We start from the raw sequence: 17,826 nt of genomic DNA, 5'->3' as shown, positions 1-17,826 counted from the left end.
GGAACTGTTCGTCACGACACCTTCAGCACGTTGAACCGCGTGTCGCCATCGCGCTGAACCTGTCCCACGAGGTCGACTTCCCAGGTCAGGTACTGGTTCATCGCCGCTTCGATGTTCTCGGTGCGGTCATAGGGGCGGTACCAGACATCGGTCGGCGGATCGGCCATGCGGGTCTGCCCCTTTTCGATCGGCAGACGCGTATCGCGCCACGCCCGCATGCCGCCTTCGAGCACCGAAACGGGCAGCGTGGTCGAGCCGTTCTCGATCACATCGATCGCCGCCAGCCGCGCCGAAACGCTGTCGGGTGACACCAGTACGACATGCTTGGCATTGGGCGTCTGCGCCAACATGTCGGCCAGAGTCTTGCCCAGGCCCGCCCGTACGGCGAACCAGGCGCCGGGCACATGGCCGTCGCGATAGCGGAGCGACGTGTCGAGATCGACCACCAGCACCTCGCCGGCGTCGACCGCGGTCTTCAGGTCGGTCGGCGCGATCGTGGGCACGCTGATCCGGTTGAGACCCGGAACGGCGCGGCGCTCCGGGCCCGTCTCGATCTCATCGGTCATCGGCCGATGCTTCAGCACGTGGACCTTTTGCCAGCCCATCTGCACCAGCCAATGCGCCGTCATGATCGCCCGCACGCCGTCATTGTCATGCAGCACGATCGTGGCGTTGCGCACGCCGACATAGTGATCGGTGGACTGCACCAGCTGGCCGCCCGGGGCGTGCCGGAAGCCGACCAGATGGCCTTTGGCGTATTCCGCCGGATCGCGCACATCGAACCTGTAGACGCTGCCGCCGGCCGCCGCGGTCTCCTCCTCGATCCGACGCAACGCCGACATGGGGATAGGCCGGATGCCGGCCTTCTGCGCCACGCGCGACGCGGCCTCCTTGGCCCAGCCCGCCGCCGCGGCGCTCTGGCCGCGGTAGGTGTCATGCCGGCCGCGCGCCACCTGCAGGCCGGCAAGGTGCCAGCCCATGGTGCCGTTCTTCAGCGCGATCACCTTGTTGGGGAGCCCGGCGTTGATCAGCGACTGCGCACCGATGATGGAGCGTGTGCGGCCAGCGCAATTGACCACAACCAGCGTTTCCGGCTTGGGCGCGAAGTCCTTCACCCGATAGACCAGTTCGGCACCGGGGCAATCGATGCCGCCGGGGATCGACATGTTGCGGAACTCGTCCATCGGCCGGCTGTCGAGGATCACCAGATCGGTGCCTTCGTCGACCAGCTTCTTCAGGTCGGCCGCCTCGATGCGCGGCGTGTCGCAATCATGCTCGACGACCTCGCCGAAGGCCTTGCTCGGCACGTTGACGCCGCCGAACACCTCGTAACCGGCCTCGCGCCAGGCCTTCAGCCCGCCATCCAGCACGGCCACGTTGCCATAGCCGCAGCGCGACAGCCGGGCGGCGGCACGGTTGGCGCGCCCCGTCTGGCCTTCCTCGCCGCTGTCCATCAGCACGATGTGCGCATCGGGATTGGGTACCAGCGCACGCACACGCAGCTCCAGCTTGGACAGCGGCAACGGCGTCGCGAACAGCGGGTGCCCTTCGTTGAACTCGCCCTCCTCGCGGGTGTCGAAGAAGGCGAACTCCGCATCGGTCCCCAGCGCCGCCTTGATCTCCGCCGCCGATACCAGCGGCGTCAGAATCTTGGGCTTGGCCATGAAGCGCATGGCGCGGCCGGTCTCGGGGTCCACGGTGACCCGGTCGGGCAGATGCTCGAGGCTGAGCCCATAGAGATGCAAGTGCAGTGCCGGCGCGCCACCTTGCGGTACCTGGATGGTGTGGAAGTCGTCGGGCAGATACTCGATGACGTTGCCCTTGACGATGGTGCTCTCGCCGCCGCGCTCCAGGGTGATGAAGTCCGGATCGTTGCGACCGTCCTCGACCCGGCTGTAGCGTACATTGTGCTCCTGGCCGTGGACGCCGGCGATACACGCCCATGTCGTATGATTGTGCGGCGGCACCAGCTTGCCTTCCAGGCCAGCCGACGCGTAGAGCGCAAAGCGGTGATCGGGATCCTCGGCGATACGGTAGATGCCGCCGTCGGCGCGGACCGGAAACTGCTCGAGGGGAAAGAGTTCGGTCTGCGTCGCCAGCTCGGTCAGCTTTTGACCGATCTTGGCCAACGCCTCGCGCGTGACGCCCTCGCCGGTCTCGATCGCACGCACCGCGGTGAGCATGTCGCGCGCTGCTGTCGCACGCTGGTTCCACAGCGACATGGCTGTCTCCTTGGGATCCTCGAATGGTGGGCGGACTATAGGGCGGCGGACAGGCGGGTCAACGCATGGCAGGTAATCATTTCTCTATGCACCACGGATGCGCGCAGCCACGCTTGCCGGCCCGCCTGCGATCCATTAACCAAGCCGATGGCCTGGGTCGCCGCGTTGGGGGAGACCACAATCATGAGACATGTCGTGTTGCCGGCTCTCGCCGCGCTGTTGCTGTGGGCCGCAGGACCGGCTGCGGAGGGATGGGCACAGGCCAATCGGCAACCTCGCCCCCACGTCCCCACGGCCAAACCCGGTGCCAAGCCGGCCGCCGCCAGCCAGCGGCCGACGGCAGCGCGCCCGACCGCAGCGCGTCCGACCGCGACGCGGCACACCGGAACCCGGTTGACGGCAGCGCGGCCGGCGCCCGCCAAGCGCACCGCTTTCCGTCCGCAGGCGGCACCGCGGCGAGCTTATGTGCCGCCGCCGCCGGTCATCGACATCGACCCCACGGCGCAGATCGCCGGCAGCCCGCCAACGGTGCTGGAGTCGTCGGACATCGCACGCTACCAGCGCATCGTCGCGGCCCAGGCCAGCGGCGATTGGGCCGCCGCCGATACCGATATCAGTGCCCTGCGCGACAAGGTGCTGCTGGGTTACATGCTGGCGCAGCGCTACCTGTCGTCCAGCTATACGGCCAGTTATGAGCAACTCGCCGACTGGCTGCGCGACTACGGCGACCATCCCGACGCCCCCAACATCTACAAGGCGGCAATAGCCCGCAAGCCATCCGGCGCCCCGGAGCCGCAATCGGCCACGTTCGCGGCCACCGGCTCTCGCACCATGGCCCCCGACGCGCGCATGCTGGGCGGCGAATCGGTACAGGCCGCGTCGATCCGCAGCCGACTGGCGCGCATGATCGAGGATCGCGGGTTTTCCGCCGCCCGCCTGCTGCTCGACTTGCCCGACACGCAACGATCGCTGCCGGCGGACGAGATCCAGCGTTGGCGCGCCGAGATCGGCAGCCGCCAGGTGCAGAGCGGCGGCGAGGACCAGCCGGTCGTCCAGGACTACGACGAGCGGCCGTCGGCCGCCTTCCAGGCCGGCATCGCCGCCTGGCGCCAGGGCGCCTTCAGCGAGGCCGCTCGCCATTTCGAGCGCGTGGCCGAAACGCCGGGTGATCGCGCCTATTCCTCGACCATCGCGGCCGGCGCGTTCTGGGCGGCGCGGGCCAATCTGGCCGCCGGCAACCCCGAGCGCTTCGGACTGTGGATGAAGCGGGCGGCGATCTACGACCGCACGTTCTACGGCCTCATTGCCCTGCGCACCCTGGGCGTCGAGGTTCGGCCGCACTGGAAGGCGGCCGAACTGACCGGCGCGCGCCGCAGCCTGCTGCGCGATGACCGCACCACACGGCGCGCCTTGGCGCTGCTGCAGCTCAAGGCCGTTAGCAATGCCGAGGTCGAGCTGAACGCCGCCGCCGTCGACGCCGATCCGCGCCTGGTCGAGGCGGTGTTGGCGCTGGCCGAAGAGGCGAAACTGACCGGCTTGGCTTACAAAGTCGCCTCGGGCGCGCGCGAGCGGCCCGATCGCATCGAGGGCCTCGACAGCGCGCTCTACCCCATTCCGCCCTACACGCCACGCGAAGGCTTCACCGTGGATCGTGCCCTGGTCTTCGCCGTGATGCGCCAGGAATCGGCGTTCAATCCGCGTGCGCGTTCATGGGCCGGCGCCATGGGGTTGATGCAGCTGATGCCGGGCACGGCGGGCCAGGTCGAGCGCCAGTACATGCCCGACCGGGTCGGCGCCGACCGCTACGAACCCAGCCACAATCTGTCGCTGGGCCAGACCTACCTGCAGATGCTGCTGGACGACTACGGCAACAACCTGATGCATGTCGTGCCGGCCTATAATGCCGGGCCGGGCAACGTGAACCGCTGGCTGGCCTCGGCTGATCTGGCCAGCGATCCGCTGCTGTTCGCGGCGTCGATTCCGATCAACGAGACGCGCGGCTACCTCGAGGCCGTGCTGGCCAACTACTGGATCTATCGCATGCGGCTGGGCCAGAAGGCCGATTCGCTCGATCAGGTCGTGCAGTATCAATGGCCCACCCATCAGTCGCGCGACGCGCGACGGTGACACACTGTCATCCCGAGCGCAGCGAGGGATCTTTCCAAACGGATGCGCGGCGCGCGCCAAACGCGAAAGATTCCTCGCTGCGCTCGGAATGACAAACGAACGGAAAGGACGACGAGAATGTTGCCGCTGGCTGGCGTCAAGGTCATCGAATTCTGCCAGGTCGCGGCTGGCCCGTTCTGCGGCATGTTGCTGGCCGACCTGGGCGCCGACGTCATCAAGGTCGAACCGCCCGAGGGCGACATGCTGCGGCAGTGGCCGCCGATTTCCGACGGCTACAGCGAGAATTTCGCGTCCCTCAACCGCAACAAGCGCTCGGTCGTGCTCGACCTGAAGAATCCCGAGCACAAGAAGCGGGCGCGCGCGCTGATCCTGGACGCCGACGTCGTGGTCGAGAACAATCGGCCGGGTGTCATGGACCGGCTCGGCCTGGGCTACGCCAGCCTGAAGGCGGAAAAGCCCGGACTGATCTACTGTTCGATCTCCGCGTTCGGACAGACCGGCCCGCGCAGCGGCGAAGGCGGCTTCGATGTCACGGTGCAGGCCGTGTCCGGCATCATGAGCGTCACCGGCGAGCCCGACGGTGCGCCGGTGAAGTGCGGTGTGCCGGTATCCGACTTCGCCGCCGGCCTCTACGGCGCCTTCACCATCGCCGCCAAGTTGCGCGAGGTGCAGATGGGCGGCGCCGGCGGCCATATCGATGTGTCGATGCTGGGCGCCAGCCTCGGCATCGGGGCGCTACAGACCAGCGAGTATTTCGGCACCGGTCGCGATCCGCGCAAGCTGGGCTCGGCCCATCCGCGCAACGCGCCATACCAGGCGTTCAAGGCCCAGGACGGCTATTTCGTGATCGCTGCCGGGAACGACCGGCTATGGCAGTCGGTGACCGACGTCGTGGCGCGACCCGACCTGCTGGCCGATGACCGCTTCACCACCACGTCGCTGCGAGCCCAGAACCAGGTCGCGCTGAAAGCCATTCTCGAGACCGAATTCGCCAGGCAGCCTGTCGATCATTGGATTGCCGCGTTTGAAAAAGGTGGTGTGCCGCACGGGCGCATCAACAGCTATGCCCAGGTGCTGGCCGAGCCGCAGGTCGCCCACATGGGCTGGGTACAGCCGATCACCTTGCCGTCGGGTGTCGCAACCCGCACGTTCGGCTTCCCGGTGCGCATCGACGGCCAGACCCTGGCCTTGCAGCGCGATCCCCCGGCACTGGGCGGCGACAACGAGACGGTGTTTGGCGCGGCCGGCAAGGCAGCGGAGTGATATCAGGTGCGAAATCCGCGGCGGCTGTCGGCGATGATGGAACGCGCGGCATTGTGGCCGGGCGCGCCGGTGACGCCGCCGCCCGGATGGGCACCCGAACCGCAGAGATATAGCCCCGGCAGCGGCGAGCGATAGTCCGCGTAGCCCAGCATCGGCCGGGCGCTGAAGATCTGGTCCAGCGACAGCGCGCCATGGAAGATGTCGCCGCCGATCAGGCCGAACGTGCGTTCCAGGTCGAGCGGGCTCAGGATCTGGCGCCCGATGACGCTGGCGGCGAATCCGGGCGCGTAACGATCAACGGTCGCGATCATCAGGTCAGCGACCGCCTCGCGATGATCATCCCATGAGCGGCCGTCCGACAGTTGCGGCTGCACGTGCTGGCAGAACAGGCTGGCGACATGCGCCCCCGGCGGCGCCAGACTGTCGTCGAGCGTCGAGGGAATCAGCATCTCGACGATCGGTTCCCGGCTCCAGCCATCACGCTTGGCATCATCGTAGGCGCGGTCCATGTAGGTCAACGACGGGGCAATGATAATGCCCGCGGTGTGATGATCGGCGACTGTGTTGCCGGGCAGGCACGCGAAGTTGGGCAGCGCCGAGAGCGCCACATTCATGCGGAACGTGCCCGACCCGCAGCGCCAACGCTGCATGCGGTTTTGGAACTCATCCGGCAGGATGCCGGCTGGCACCATCTGTTCGAACAGCAGCTTCGGATTGACGTTGCCGGCCACGGCGCGGGCCCGCACGGTTCTGCCGTCCGACAGCACGACACCGGCAGCGCGCCCCTTCTCCACGATCACCTCACGCACCGGCGCGTCGATCTCGATGTCGACACCGCGTTCGCGCGCCGCCCGCGCCATTGCCTGCGTGATCGCGCCCATGCCGCCGATCGCATGGCCCCACGCCCCTTTGCGACCGTTCACCTCGCCGAAGACGTGATGCAGCAGGACGTAGGCGGTGTTGGGCGTATAGGGACTGGCATAGGTGCCGACGATCGAGTCGAAGCCGAACAGCGCCTTCACGACATCGGTCTCGAACCAGCCATCGAGATAATCGCCGGCCGACTTGGTGAACAGGTCGAAGAGCGTGCGCTGCTGGCGCGCCGTCAGGTGGCGCAAGCGGTTGGTCGTGGTGAGCGTGCGCCAACCTTCCATCAAACGCGCGCGCCATGATCCGTCGACCAGGTTCGGGGGTTGCCGCAGGACGAGATCGCGCAACACATCGGCGACCGCGTCGATTTCAGCGCCGTAGGCGTCGTAGCGCGCGGCGTCGCGTTGACTGAAGCGTGCGATTTCGCCCTGTGTGATGCCCTCGCCGGCCCTGAAGTAGTTGCCGTCCGGCAGTGGCAGGAAATTGTCCAGGCGCCGATGCACGATCGTGAGGCCGTGGCGATGCAGGTCCAGATCGCGGATGATCTTGGGGTTGAGCAGGCTCACCGTGTATGACGCGATCGAGTTGCGAAAACCCGGATGGAACTCCTCCGTGACCGCGGCGCCACCGACGACACCCCGCCGCTCAACGACCTTCACCTTGAGGCCGGCCGCGGCAAGATAGGCCGCGCACACCAGGCCGTTGTGGCCGGCGCCGATGATGACGACGTCCCAGACTTGCGCTGCAGGCGATTGATCTTGGGCGGCCATGAGAGAAATGCGAGCACGTGCGTCGAAGGAATGCATATATTCCTCAACACAGGATCGAGATACCCCGAACACGCCGCCCGGCATGAGGATGTCATGACGCGCATGGACCGCATCGACGAGAGCCGGCCCTTCAAGCCGGTCAACATCGCCGTGCTCACCATTTCCGACACACGCACGCTCGCCGACGACAAGTCGGGCGACACGCTGGCCGAGCGGGTCAATGGTGCCGGCCACCATCTCGCCGATCGCGCCATCGTCACCGACGACGTCGACCAGATCCGGCGCCGGGTCACGTCCTGGATCGAGGACCCCGCCATCGAAGTGGTGATCACCACGGGCGGCACCGGCGTCACCGGCCGTGATGTGACGCCGGAGGCGCTGAAAGGCCTGTTCGAGAAGGAAATCGAGGGCTTCGGCGAGACCTTCCGCTGGATCAGCTTCCAGAAGATCGGCACCTCGACCATGCAAAGCCGGGCCGTCGCCGGCGTCGCCGGCGGCACGTATATTTTCGGCCTGCCCGGCTCGCCCGGTGCCTGCCGCGATGGCTGGGATGAGATCCTCAAGTACCAGCTCGATATCCGCTACCGGCCCTGCAACTTCGCCGAACTGCTGCCGCGCCTGAACGAAGGCAAGACGCCGCGCAGCGGCTGACAAAGCCTCGGTCGCCATCATCCGGAAGCCTTGACTCTTGGCTCAGCCAGAGTCAGTTTGTTCTTCTTTCGTTCTCATCCGGGTATGGTCATGGCACCCCGTTCGACGCCCCTGCCGGGGCCGGACATCGAGGGCTTCGATGCGGCTCCTCACAGTCCCGACGCGGCCGTCGCCGCCCGCGCGCGCAAGGGGCGTGGCGCGATCGGCAATCCGGCCAACCGCTATGACAGCCAGTCTACCGTCGCGGTCGATGACGGTTGGGGTTCGTCGGATGATCGCGACGCAGCCAAGGCCAACGCCCATCCCGACGATGAAGACCCGCCACGCCTGGCCACGACGCTGACGCGTGACGCCACCCGCACCATCATCGCCCGCAACACCTCGCCCGACGTGCCGTTCGATCGCTCGATCAATCCCTACCGGGGTTGCGAGCACGGTTGTATCTACTGCTTCGCCCGGCCCAGCCATGCCTATCTCGGCCTGTCGCCCGGCCTCGATTTCGAAACCAAGCTGCTGTTCAAGCCCGACGCAGCCCAACTGCTGCGCCAGGAGCTGTCGCGGAAGGGCTATCGCTGCAACGTCATGGCGATGGGCACCAACACCGATCCCTATCAGCCGGTGGAGCGCGAGCTGAAAGTGACGCGGGCGATCCTGCAGGTGCTGGCCGAGTTCAATCATCCCGTCGGTATCGTCACCAAGAACCACCTCATCACGCGCGACATCGACATCCTGGCGCCCATGGCGCAGCGACAGCTGGCGGAAGTGTTCGTCTCGGTGACCACTCTCGACCGGCATCTGGCCAACGTCATGGAGCCGCGCGCCTCGACGCCCACGCGACGCATCGCGGCCATCAAGCAGCTGAGCGAGGCCGGCATCCCGACAGGCGTGATGAGTGCGCCGATGATCCCCGCCATCAACGATCACGAAATGGAGGCGATCCTGGAGGCCGCCGCCGCAGCCGGCGCGACGCGCGCCGGCTATACCGTGTTGCGCCTGCCGCTCGAGATCGGGCCACTGTTCGAGGAGTGGCTGCGCGAGCATTTCCCCGGCCGGGCCGAGCACGTGCTGTCGCTGGTACGCCAGACGCGGGGCGGCAAGCTCTACGATTCGGACTGGGCCCAGCGCATGACCGGCACCGGCACCTACGCCGAATTGCTGCGCACGCGCTTCGCGCTCGCCACCAGGAAGTTCGAGATGAACCGCTTTCGCTATACGCTCGACATCACGCAATTTCGCGTGCCGCCGGGCGCTGCGGACTCGAAGCAGGACCGGAATCAGCTGTCGCTGTTCTGAGATCTCCACAGCTGTTGAAACTTGGCGCTGTGCCGCGGCGGGAGTTGGGGCAATGTGAGGGTCCCTTCTTTGCCGTAACCAATGCCGCATTTCCGATTTGAAACCCGCTTCGAAGGCCCCGTCGCCGGGATCGACGAGGCCGGCCGTGGCCCGTTGGCCGGCCCGGTGCTCGCCGCTGCCGTCGTTCTGGACCGCACGCGTGCCAAGCGCAGCCTGCTGCGCCTGCTCGATGACTCCAAGAAGCTCACCGCCGAAGACCGCGAGAAGGCGTTCCAGGCGCTCAGGAAAAGCGACGCGGTGCTGATCGGGGTCGGTGCCGCCAGCGCCCGCGAGATCGACCGCTTCAACATCCTGCAGGCGACCTTCCTGGCGATGCGCCGCGCCGTCGGCGCCCTGCCGGCACCGCCCTGCGTCGCGCTGGTCGACGGCAACAGGCCGCCGCGGCTGGCCTGTCCGGTGGAACTCATCGTCAGCGGTGACTCGCGCAGCTACTCCATCGCCGCCGCGTCGATCATCGCCAAGGTCACGCGCGATCGCATCATGCATCGCCTGCACGAGCGCCACCCCGGTTACGGCTGGTCGAAGAACGTGGGCTATTCCGTGCCCGAGCATCTCGCGGGACTGCAGAAGCTTGGCCCGACGCCGCACCACCGCTTCAGCTTCGCTCCCTTGGGCCGCCTTCTGTGAGGCCGATGGCACAACATCTTGAGTCCTCGTCTATCCACACCGCCAATAACTTGAAGAAAAAGACATAACTTACTGATTCAAATAAAGTAAATTGACTTTATCCACAATTGTGCACATGTTCTTCGCGTTCTCGGCCGCTCATCCTCCTTGGCCGACATCCATGGTGCGAAGGAATGGGGCGCATGCCGAGGGACAATGGGCTGTCCGATCAAGTCCTTGTCGGTGATTGCATCGAGATCCTGAACGGGCTGCCCGCCGGATCGGTCGACATGGTGTTCGCCGACCCGCCGTACAACCTGCAGCTCGCCGGCGCCCTGCACCGCCCCGACAACAGCAAGGTCGACGCCGTCGACGACGACTGGGACAAGTTCGAGGACTTCGCGAGCTATGACGCCTTCACGCGCGCCTGGATGACGGCGGCTCGGCGTGTGTTGAAACCCGACGGCACGATGTGGGTGATCGGCAGCTACCACAACGTTTTCCGCATGGGCACGGCGCTCCAGGACCTCGGCTTCTGGCTGCTCAACGACATCGTGTGGCGCAAGAGCAACCCGATGCCGAATTTCCGCGGCAAGCGTTTCACCAACGCGCACGAGACGCTGATCTGGGCGGCGCGCGACAAGCGGCGCAAGAACTACACATTCAACTACGAAGCACTGAAGGAATTGAACGAAGGCCTGCAGATGCGCAGCGACTGGACGCTGCCGCTGTGCACCGGCGCCGAGCGGCTGAAGGGCGACGACGGCAAGAAGGCACATCCGACGCAAAAGCCCGAGGCACTGCTGTTTCGCTGCATCATGGCCGCCAGCAATCCGGGTGACGTGATCCTCGATCCGTTCTTCGGCAGCGGCACCACCGGCGCCGTCGCCAAGCGGCTGGGACGCCGCTTCATCGGCATCGAGCGTGAACAGGCCTACGCCGAATTGGCGCGCAAGCGCATCGACGCGGTCCGCACTCTGCCCGCCGAGGATATCGCACCTAAGCCGGCGCGCCGTGCCGAGCCGCGCATTCCGTTCGGTGTCCTGATCGAGACCGGCCTGCTGACCCCGGGCGTCACGCTGGCCGATCCGTCCGGCCGCATCCACGCGCGGGTGAAGGCCGACGGCACCCTGTCGACCAGCGGCCCGACCGGCGATCTGCGCGGCTCGATCCACCAAGTCGGCGCCGCCGTGCAGGGCGCGCCGTCATGCAACGGCTGGACCTTCTGGCACGTCGACTTCGACGGCAAGCGCCTGCCCATCGATCACCTCCGCCAGCAGATGCGCGCACGCCTGCAGTAGGCCTGGACTTCGCACCATCGGCAGCGCCATGGTGCGTCATGAGCGATGCAACAACACGCGTGTCCGTTCGACGCGCCACCGTCGACGACGCCGAGGCGCTGGCCGAGCTGACGCGCGGCCTCAACGCGCATCAGGGTGATCCGGTCGGCAACTTCAGCGCCGCCGTGGCGCGCCGCGATGGATTCGGCGCAACGCCGTGCTGGACGGCCCTGATCGCCGAACGCGACGGCGAGCCGGTCGGCTACGCCATGTTCCATGCCGCCTACGACGCTCCGCACGCCGCCCGCGGCCTCTATCTGCAGGACCTCTTCGTGCGCGAAGATGCCCGCCGCCTCGGTGTCGGCCGGGCCTTGATGGCCGCCGTGGCGCGCGAGGCGCGTCAGGCTGGATGCATCTTCTTCTGGTGGACAGCCAAGCAGTGGAACACCGAAGCGCTTGCGTTCTATCGCGCGCTGGGCGCCACGGCCGATACCGTGGTGGCGCATGCCCTCTTCGGCCCCGCGTTCGACCGCCTGATCGACGGCGCGGCGCCATCGGACAGCCAGCCCACCCCCAAGGCACCAGCGACACGTCGTCCGCGATCACGAACGCGGCTCCATTGAGCCCTGCGCATTTCCGGCTGTGACAGCGAGTCGCGAAGCCGCAGCGACGTCGCCCGCAACCGATGCCGCACACGGGGTGTTTCTTCATCGTCAGCAACCGCGAGACAACGGAGGCCGCCATGGCCATGATGCGGTCGCACGATGAGCGCCCTCACTCCGTGCATGTTCATCCCTGGATCTTCAAAGGCGTCGCGGGCTTCGTCCTGCTGATACTGATCGCCGCCTGGGGGTTCAGCGCGACATGGAGCCCCGACTCCGTCGAGGCCTACACCGGACTCGCCCTGGCGATGGTAAGCTACCTGTGCCTGATCGCCGTCGGCCTGGCCTACGCCATGAACCGCTTCACGCGTCAGCGGCCGGAAGCGGCACGCGAGGAAGACCGGCCGGCACGCACATCGTTCCATGACTGGAAATCGCGCGAGATCGAGGTCGGTGACGGACACCAGCGTGGCAGCCACGTCGCGATCGACATCCTGCTGGCGCCAGCCGCCGTCGCGATCGGGCTCACCATCCTGGTCATCGTGTGGCATCTGGCGCCCGCCGCGAGCCCATAGGCCGCGGCCAGCGCTTCGACCATCATTCCGGAATCATGATGTGGACTTCGAGTTCGCCGTCCTCCTGCGGAAGGGACTCGAGATGGGAGATTTCGCGCGGCGTTCCCTCGACATTGACCAGGATCGACGCATCGGCATCTTCGTTCTCGAGCAGGGCGATCAACTCGGCGACTGTCATCGGAACCTCGTTCTGAAGTCAGGGCGCGATCCGAGATTTTGTCCGGCAACAGGGCGTTGGCAATACCGTCAGCAGAAAAAAATCAGGTCGCCGCCGGGTTGGCATCGGCCATCGCCTTCAGGCCGTGCGTCAGCACCTTCTTCATCACGGTCGGCAAGGCCATCTCGTCCAGCCGGTCGATGGCGCACCATTGTGCGTCGGCGACTTCATCGGCCATGCCCGCCGTCGAAGCGGCGACGACCTCGAGCCGCAGTTCGAAATGCGTGAAGACGTGGCGCACGATACCGGGCAGCGACCGCCACGAGGCCGGCACGGGCGCGGCCGACAGGCAGTCATCGCGATCGAGCGTGCCTTCCCGCCAGGGGCTTGACGGCACTTCGATCATGCCGCCCAGCAGGCCGCGCGGTGGCCGGCGGCGCAGCAGCACCGCGCCATCCTTGCGCATCAGCAGAAAGGCGATGCCCTGGCGCACCGGTCGCGCCGGCTTGACGCGCCGACGCGGCAGCGTTTCGGCGACCCCCAGCCGCCGGCCGACGCACAGGTCGACCACCGGGCACAGCACGCAGCGCGGGGCGCGCGGCGTGCACACCGTGGCGCCCAGATCCATCATCGCCTGCGCGTAGTCGCCCGGCCGTTCGGCCGGCACCAGACGCCCGGCGTAGTCGCGGATCGCCGGCTTGACGTCGGGCAGTGGCGTCTCCAGCGCATAAAGGCGCGCGATGACGCGCTCGACGTTGCCGTCGACGGCGCTGGCCTGGCGGTCGAAGGCGATGGCGGCAATGGCACCGGCGGTGTAGGCACCGACGCCGGGCAACGCACTCAACGCCTCGATGTCATCGGGGAACTGGCCGCCATGGCGTTCGACCACGGCCTGGGCGCAGGCATGCAGATTGCGGGCGCGTGCGTAGTAACCCAGTCCCTGCCAGGCGTGCAGAATCTTGTCGAGCGGCGCGGCAGCCAGATCGCGCACCGTGGGCCAGCGGTGCAGGAAAGCATCGAAGTACGCGCCCACGGTCACCACCGTGGTCTGCTGCAGCATGATCTCGCTCAGCCACACGCGGTAGGGATCGGCTTTCTCGCCCGGCAATGCCCGCCAGGGCAGCGTGCGGCGATGGCGGTCGTACCACGGCAGCAGTCGGCCAGCATGGACCTCGGGCGTCGGGCCTTCCGGCAGTTCGGTAATGGTTTCGACAGTATCGCGCATGGGTGCCCGCAAATGATTAAGGCACCCATCACAACTAGCTTGCGAAAACAAGATCGCGAACGCCACGCCCTGTGAATTGTATCAGGGGTTGCCCGTCAGTTCGCCGCACCTGTGGGCAGCGCCAGCACCAGGTCACGCGCGATCAGCGCCGCCAGCGAAGGGCCGAGTTGCACCGTGAATGCATCGCCGGTGTCGGTGACCAGATTACCCTGAACATGGCCGGTCTGCGGGTCGGCGCGAAACGATGCCGACGCCACGGGAATGCCTTGATATGGCTCCTCGTCGAGCACCGGGCCAGGCGTCTGGCGCTTGGCCATTTCGGTCGCCGCATCGCACAGGCGCGAGACGAATTGCGTGAACTCGTTGAAATCGGCCAGGCATTCGACCGAGCGCGCCTGGTCATCGACGAACACCATACGGCACAAGCGCCCGTCGTCACTGAAGCCCAGGCTGAACTGATGCAGCTTCGACTGCGTGTCGGGCATCTTGACCTCCAGATCCATACCCACGTGAAGGTAACGGACGAGGGCCGTATGGCGTTCCATCACATCGGGTGTCAGTAGCTGGCCCGTGCGTTTTGCTGGTGACGGCGGGCACACCCCACCAGCGCCGAGAGCGCAGTGTTGGTGCCGTTGAGCGTCAGGTTGAACGTCTCGTCGCCGACCTTCAGGTACATCCGCGAACCGGTGCGGATTTCCTCGAACAGCTGCGTGGAGTCGGCCAGCATCACCATCAGCGCCTTGGCGCTCAACGCCTTGGCCTTGCCGCTGCGCGCCCGGCCGTCGTCGACCCAGTACGCGACCTGGCCGGTGACACCGGGGTTCAGGTTGAAGCCGGGATTGACGATGCCGATGCCCCAGTTGCCTTCCCGGGTCAGCATGAACATCACCTTGGCGCCGCGACCATAGTCGGCGGTAACGGTGCAGCTCTGGAACGCACCGTCCGAGGCGTTGGCCTCGACCACCCACTGCTCGGCGTCGTAGCGGGCGACGACCTCGGCGCGCGCGCCGGTGGCCATGCCGAGTGTGATGGATGTCGCCGTCATCGCGATCGCAACGGCAATCGCCTTCAGTGCACCGTGCTTGCTGCGTGTCATTGTCCTCGTTTCTCCTGCCGGGCCGTCCTTCGCGACGTGCCGTGATGGCAGTGGTGTACGCTTGGCCTGTATCGCCCCCATGTTGCGGCGGACGCGGCTTTGTTTCGTTGGTGTCGCCTCTGCGCCGCAGCCGGCGTAAACTTGCCGGCATGGCCGATGAAGAACGCGACATCGCGCTGGACCGGCGCGGCGGGCTGAAAGCCGTCGGCGCCCATGTCGGCCGACTGACCGGGCCGCTGGTGCGCCGGCGCGGTACGGCCACGGCGCGCCTGCAAGCTGAATGGTCGCTCATCGCCGGCACCGAGATCGCGCGTCACAGCCTGCCCGAACGGCTGGTGGGCGGCCCGGCGCCGCCTGAAGCCCGCGGCGCCCGCAAGACCGGCAAGCCCACGGGCGGTGGCACCCTGAAACTGCGGGTCGACGGGCCGCTGGCGCTGGAACTGCAGCACCAGGCGCTGCAGCTGATCGAGCGCATCAACGGCTATTTCGGCTATCCCGCCGTCGCCCGCCTGCAAATCGTTCAGGGGCCGTTGCCCAATCCACGCCCAGCCCCGCCGCCGATGCCGCGGCCGCTCGATGCCGCCCGCCAGCGGGCCCTGCGCGAACAGGTGGCGCCGATCGGCGACGATGCCCTGCGCCAGGCCCTGGAACGACTGGGTCGGGCCATCCTGACCCGCCGCTGAGGGTCACCCGGACACGGTGACTTCAAGTTGTTTTGACCGCCCGCTGCCGGCCCTGCTACGGGCGCGCCACATTCGGCCGACATTTTGTGCATAACCGGAAGGCCGGTTTCGTTGACTTTTCACATGCCTGGCTCTCAAAATGTGGGGGCTGAAGGGGGTTCGATGCGTAAGATGTTGATCTTGGCGGGCAGCACGTTGTGCGCCGCAGCAATTCTGGGGGTCGTTACCCCCAGCGCCACGCTGCGCGCTGCCCCCCCCGTGGTCCAGCTGGCCCAGGCACCCGCGGAGCTTCAGGTGACGCCTGAGGACCATGTGATGGGCAACGCCGATGCGCCGGTGACCATCATCGAGTACGCCTCGATGACCTGCCCGCACTGCGCCACCTTCCACACCGACACCCTGCCGACGCTGAAGCAGAAGTACGTCGACAGCGGCAAGGTCCGGTTCATCTTCCGCGACTTCCCGCTCGACCAGATCGCCCTGCAGGCCGCCCAGATCGCCGAGTGCTCGGGCAAGGACCGCTACTTCGGCGTCATCGACGTGATCTTCCGGACCCAGGCCCAGTGGGCCGCCAGCAAGGAGCCGATGGCGGAGCTCGGCAAGACGCTGCGCATCGCCGGCATCACCGAGGCTGACATCAAGACCTGCCTAGCCGACCAGAAGCTCGCGACGGCGATCGTCGGCGAGCGGCAGGGCGGCGAGAAGGCCGGCGTCGACTCGACACCGACCCTGTTCATCAACGGCCAACGCTGGAACGGGGCCCGCTCCGTTGCCGCTTTGGACGAGGCTCTGGCCAAGCTGGTAAAATAGTCGGCCGTTCCGCGTTCTCCATTTGGGTGAGTTCACGACGTGCAGTTCAACAAGCTTCGCCTGTCCGGTTTCAAGTCGTTCGTCGATCCGACCGAACTCAGCATCGAACCGGGCCTGACTGGCATTGTCGGTCCCAACGGCTGCGGCAAGTCGAACCTCGTCGAGGCCCTCAAATGGGTGATGGGCGAGACCTCGGCCAAGCAGATGCGCGGCTCCGAGATGGAGGACGTCATCTTCGGCGGCACCGGCCAGCGGCCGGCGCGCAACATCGCCGAAGTGCTGCTGCGGCTCGACAACAAGAACCGCACGGCGCCGGCGGTGTTCAACGACAGCGACGAGCTGGAGGTGATCCGCCGTATCGAGCGCGGTCACGGCTCGCTCTACAAGGTCAACGGGCGCGAGACGCGCGCCCGTGACGTGCAGGTGATGTTCGCCGACGCCGCCTCGGGCGCCCGCTCGACGGCGATGGTGAGCCAGGGCCGCATCGGCGCCATCATCAACGCCAAGCCGGTCGATCGCCGCAACATCATCGACGAGGCGGCGGGCATCACCGGCCTCTACTCGCGCCGGCACGAGGCCGAGCTGCGCCTGAAGGCGGCCGAGGCCAACCTGCTGCGCGTGCAGGACGTGCTGGCAGCGCTGGAAGAGCAGCACCGCCAGCTCAAGCGCCAGGCGCGCCAGGCCAGCCGCTACCGCAACCTGTCCGACCACATCCGCCGTGCCGAGGCGGCGGTGCTGGCCCTGAAGCTGGCCCAGGCCGACCAGGACATGGCGACGGCGGCCCAGGAGCTGGAAGCAGCCACGGCGGCCGTCACCGACCTGACCCGGCTGGCCGCGCTCGCCGCGACGGCACAGACCGAAGCCGCCGCCGACATGCCGACGCTGCGCCACCAGGAAGCGGCGGCCGCCGCCAAGCTGCAGCGGCTGCGCGTGGCATATGAAACTCTGGCCGACGAGCTGCGCCGGGTCGAAGCGGCGCGCGAGGAAGGCCGGGTGCGCCTGGCCCAGATCGAGAGCGACGGGACCCGCGAAGGCGAGCGTCACCGCGACGCCGAGACGGCGCTGGGCGAACTGGGCCGCGAGGCGGAGAAACTCAACGGCGAACGCGTGGGCGAGGACGAGCGGCAGGAAGCCGCCGTCGAGGCCCGCGATGCGGCCCGCATCGCCATGGACGGCGCCGAGGCCGAGCTCGATCGCCTGACCCGCCAGATCGCGGCCGACGAAACGCTGATGGCCAGCGTCCAGCGCGAGATCGCCGAGTTCAACGAGCGGCTGATCCGGCTGAAGGCACGCCGCGACGAGACCGATAACCAGCGCCGCCAGATCGGCAGCGAACTCGCCACCCTGCCGGCGCTGGCCGACATCGAAGCTGCCGCCGAGGCCGCCCGCGAAGCCTTGATGCAGGCCCGCGATGAGGCCGCCGAGCGGGTCGAGGCGGCCCAGACCGCCGAACGCGCGGCGGTCGAGCAGGCCCGCGGCGCCCAGGCCACCGCGGCAGACGCAACACGCGCAGCCCAGGCGCAGGCGGCCGAGGCC

Annotated in this window: 17 protein-coding genes; 11 read left to right on the top strand and 6 right to left on the bottom strand. The window is 67.2% G+C overall.

Annotated features, from left to right (window positions below):
- Positions 1-11 precede the first annotated feature (11 nt).
- The gene (locus tag FQU96_RS29310; protein ID WP_146544932.1) at positions 12-2,222 is read right to left on the bottom strand and encodes a rhodanese-like domain-containing protein; all 2,211 of its coding nucleotides are present in this window, start codon (positions 2,220-2,222) and stop codon (positions 12-14) included.
- 183 nt (positions 2,223-2,405) lie between these two features.
- Between FQU96_RS29310 and FQU96_RS29305 the strand changes: the two genes are divergently transcribed.
- Together FQU96_RS29305 and FQU96_RS29300 are read left to right on the top strand one after the other, a co-directional pair.
- Positions 2,406-4,349 carry a lytic transglycosylase domain-containing protein gene (locus FQU96_RS29305; protein ID WP_178130770.1) on the top strand — a complete coding sequence of 648 codons (1,944 nt, stop codon included), beginning with the start codon at positions 2,406-2,408 and terminating at the stop codon, positions 4,347-4,349.
- A gap of 117 nt (positions 4,350-4,466) precedes the next feature.
- Positions 4,467-5,612 carry a CaiB/BaiF CoA-transferase family protein gene (locus FQU96_RS29300; protein WP_146544930.1) on the top strand — a complete coding sequence of 382 codons (1,146 nt, stop codon included), beginning with the start codon at positions 4,467-4,469 and terminating at the stop codon, positions 5,610-5,612.
- 2 nt (positions 5,613-5,614) lie between these two features.
- Here the strand turns inward: FQU96_RS29300 and FQU96_RS29295 are convergent, their stop codons facing one another.
- Positions 5,615-7,252: an NAD(P)/FAD-dependent oxidoreductase gene (locus FQU96_RS29295; RefSeq protein WP_146544929.1), complete on the bottom strand. Its 1,638-nt coding sequence runs from the start codon at positions 7,250-7,252 to the stop codon at positions 5,615-5,617.
- 102 nt (positions 7,253-7,354) lie between these two features.
- On the opposite strand from FQU96_RS29295, the gene moaB reads away from it, so the two are divergent.
- From moaB to FQU96_RS29265, 6 genes are all read left to right on the top strand, one after another.
- Positions 7,355-7,903, top strand: coding sequence for a molybdenum cofactor biosynthesis protein B (gene moaB, locus FQU96_RS29290; protein ID WP_146545064.1), 549 nt, complete (start codon positions 7,355-7,357; stop codon positions 7,901-7,903).
- 90 nt (positions 7,904-7,993) lie between these two features.
- Entirely contained in the window at positions 7,994-9,196 is a 1,203-nt protein-coding gene (locus tag FQU96_RS29285) for a PA0069 family radical SAM protein (protein ID WP_178130769.1), read from the top strand.
- Between the two features lie 81 nt (positions 9,197-9,277).
- A complete protein-coding gene (locus FQU96_RS29280) occupies positions 9,278-9,883 on the top strand; it encodes a ribonuclease HII (protein ID WP_146544927.1) in 606 nt (201 codons plus the stop codon).
- A gap of 173 nt (positions 9,884-10,056) precedes the next feature.
- The gene (locus FQU96_RS29275) at positions 10,057-11,163 is read left to right on the top strand and encodes a site-specific DNA-methyltransferase (protein WP_146544926.1); all 1,107 of its coding nucleotides are present in this window, start codon (positions 10,057-10,059) and stop codon (positions 11,161-11,163) included.
- Between the two features lie 38 nt (positions 11,164-11,201).
- Positions 11,202-11,765 carry a GNAT family N-acetyltransferase gene (locus tag FQU96_RS29270; protein WP_178130767.1) on the top strand — a complete coding sequence of 188 codons (564 nt, stop codon included), beginning with the start codon at positions 11,202-11,204 and terminating at the stop codon, positions 11,763-11,765.
- A 119-nt stretch (positions 11,766-11,884) separates the two neighbouring features.
- Entirely contained in the window at positions 11,885-12,319 is a 435-nt protein-coding gene (locus FQU96_RS29265; RefSeq protein ID WP_146544924.1) for a hypothetical protein, read from the top strand.
- 22 nt (positions 12,320-12,341) lie between these two features.
- Here FQU96_RS29265 and FQU96_RS42295 read toward each other — a convergent pair whose 3' ends face one another.
- The 4 genes from FQU96_RS42295 to FQU96_RS29250 all read right to left on the bottom strand — a co-directional run bounded on the left by FQU96_RS42295 (position 12,342) and on the right by FQU96_RS29250 (position 14,797).
- Positions 12,342-12,497, bottom strand: a complete 156-nt coding sequence (locus FQU96_RS42295; RefSeq protein ID WP_178130766.1) for a hypothetical protein — start codon at positions 12,495-12,497, stop codon at positions 12,342-12,344.
- 82 nt (positions 12,498-12,579) lie between these two features.
- Positions 12,580-13,701 (bottom strand): A/G-specific adenine glycosylase, encoded by a 1,122-nt coding sequence (gene mutY, locus FQU96_RS29260; RefSeq protein ID WP_146544923.1) that lies wholly within the window; start codon positions 13,699-13,701, stop codon positions 12,580-12,582.
- 95 nt (positions 13,702-13,796) lie between these two features.
- Positions 13,797-14,186: a hypothetical protein gene (locus FQU96_RS29255; protein ID WP_146544922.1), complete on the bottom strand. Its 390-nt coding sequence runs from the start codon at positions 14,184-14,186 to the stop codon at positions 13,797-13,799.
- A 71-nt stretch (positions 14,187-14,257) separates the two neighbouring features.
- Positions 14,258-14,797, bottom strand: a complete 540-nt coding sequence (locus FQU96_RS29250; RefSeq protein ID WP_178130765.1) for a hypothetical protein — start codon at positions 14,795-14,797, stop codon at positions 14,258-14,260.
- A 149-nt stretch (positions 14,798-14,946) separates the two neighbouring features.
- Between FQU96_RS29250 and FQU96_RS29245 the strand changes: the two genes are divergently transcribed.
- The 3 genes from FQU96_RS29245 to FQU96_RS29235 form a co-directional block, all read left to right on the top strand.
- Positions 14,947-15,480 carry a DUF721 domain-containing protein gene (locus FQU96_RS29245; RefSeq protein WP_178130764.1) on the top strand — a complete coding sequence of 178 codons (534 nt, stop codon included), beginning with the start codon at positions 14,947-14,949 and terminating at the stop codon, positions 15,478-15,480.
- Positions 15,481-15,651: 171 nt separating this feature from the next.
- Positions 15,652-16,290 carry a DsbA family protein gene (locus FQU96_RS29240; protein ID WP_178130763.1) on the top strand — a complete coding sequence of 213 codons (639 nt, stop codon included), beginning with the start codon at positions 15,652-15,654 and terminating at the stop codon, positions 16,288-16,290.
- Between the two features lie 39 nt (positions 16,291-16,329).
- Positions 16,330-17,826 (top strand): AAA family ATPase (locus FQU96_RS29235; protein ID WP_146544918.1); only part of this gene is annotated, 1,497 nt, incomplete at its 3' end.

This window comes from Reyranella sp. CPCC 100927 (assembly GCF_007859315.1).
In the GTDB taxonomy this organism is placed as follows: domain Bacteria; phylum Pseudomonadota; class Alphaproteobacteria; order Reyranellales; family Reyranellaceae; genus Vineibacter.
Note: the sequence above shows the minus strand (reverse complement) of the source record. Positions and strands in the feature narration are given on the sequence as shown.

Coding starts and splice junctions, on each gene's coding strand:
- FQU96_RS29275 (WP_146544926.1), top strand. CDS start 10,057: ATGGGGCGCATGCCGAGGGACAATGGGCTGTCCGATCAAGTCCTTGTC.
- FQU96_RS29310 (WP_146544932.1), bottom strand. CDS start 2,222: ATGTCGCTGTGGAACCAGCGTGCGACAGCAGCGCGCGACATGCTCACC.
- FQU96_RS29255 (WP_146544922.1), bottom strand. CDS start 14,186: ATGCCCGACACGCAGTCGAAGCTGCATCAGTTCAGCCTGGGCTTCAGT.
- FQU96_RS29270 (WP_178130767.1), top strand. CDS start 11,202: ATGAGCGATGCAACAACACGCGTGTCCGTTCGACGCGCCACCGTCGAC.
- FQU96_RS29265 (WP_146544924.1), top strand. CDS start 11,885: ATGGCCATGATGCGGTCGCACGATGAGCGCCCTCACTCCGTGCATGTT.
- FQU96_RS29240 (WP_178130763.1), top strand. CDS start 15,652: ATGTTGATCTTGGCGGGCAGCACGTTGTGCGCCGCAGCAATTCTGGGG.
- FQU96_RS29300 (WP_146544930.1), top strand. CDS start 4,467: ATGTTGCCGCTGGCTGGCGTCAAGGTCATCGAATTCTGCCAGGTCGCG.
- FQU96_RS29305 (WP_178130770.1), top strand. CDS start 2,406: ATGAGACATGTCGTGTTGCCGGCTCTCGCCGCGCTGTTGCTGTGGGCC.
- FQU96_RS29285 (WP_178130769.1), top strand. CDS start 7,994: ATGGCACCCCGTTCGACGCCCCTGCCGGGGCCGGACATCGAGGGCTTC.
- FQU96_RS29245 (WP_178130764.1), top strand. CDS start 14,947: ATGGCCGATGAAGAACGCGACATCGCGCTGGACCGGCGCGGCGGGCTG.
- FQU96_RS42295 (WP_178130766.1), bottom strand. CDS start 12,497: ATGACAGTCGCCGAGTTGATCGCCCTGCTCGAGAACGAAGATGCCGAT.
- FQU96_RS29250 (WP_178130765.1), bottom strand. CDS start 14,797: ATGACACGCAGCAAGCACGGTGCACTGAAGGCGATTGCCGTTGCGATC.
- mutY (WP_146544923.1), bottom strand. CDS start 13,701: ATGCGCGATACTGTCGAAACCATTACCGAACTGCCGGAAGGCCCGACG.
- FQU96_RS29280 (WP_146544927.1), top strand. CDS start 9,278: ATGCCGCATTTCCGATTTGAAACCCGCTTCGAAGGCCCCGTCGCCGGG.
- moaB (WP_146545064.1), top strand. CDS start 7,355: ATGGACCGCATCGACGAGAGCCGGCCCTTCAAGCCGGTCAACATCGCC.
- FQU96_RS29295 (WP_146544929.1), bottom strand. CDS start 7,252: ATGGCCGCCCAAGATCAATCGCCTGCAGCGCAAGTCTGGGACGTCGTC.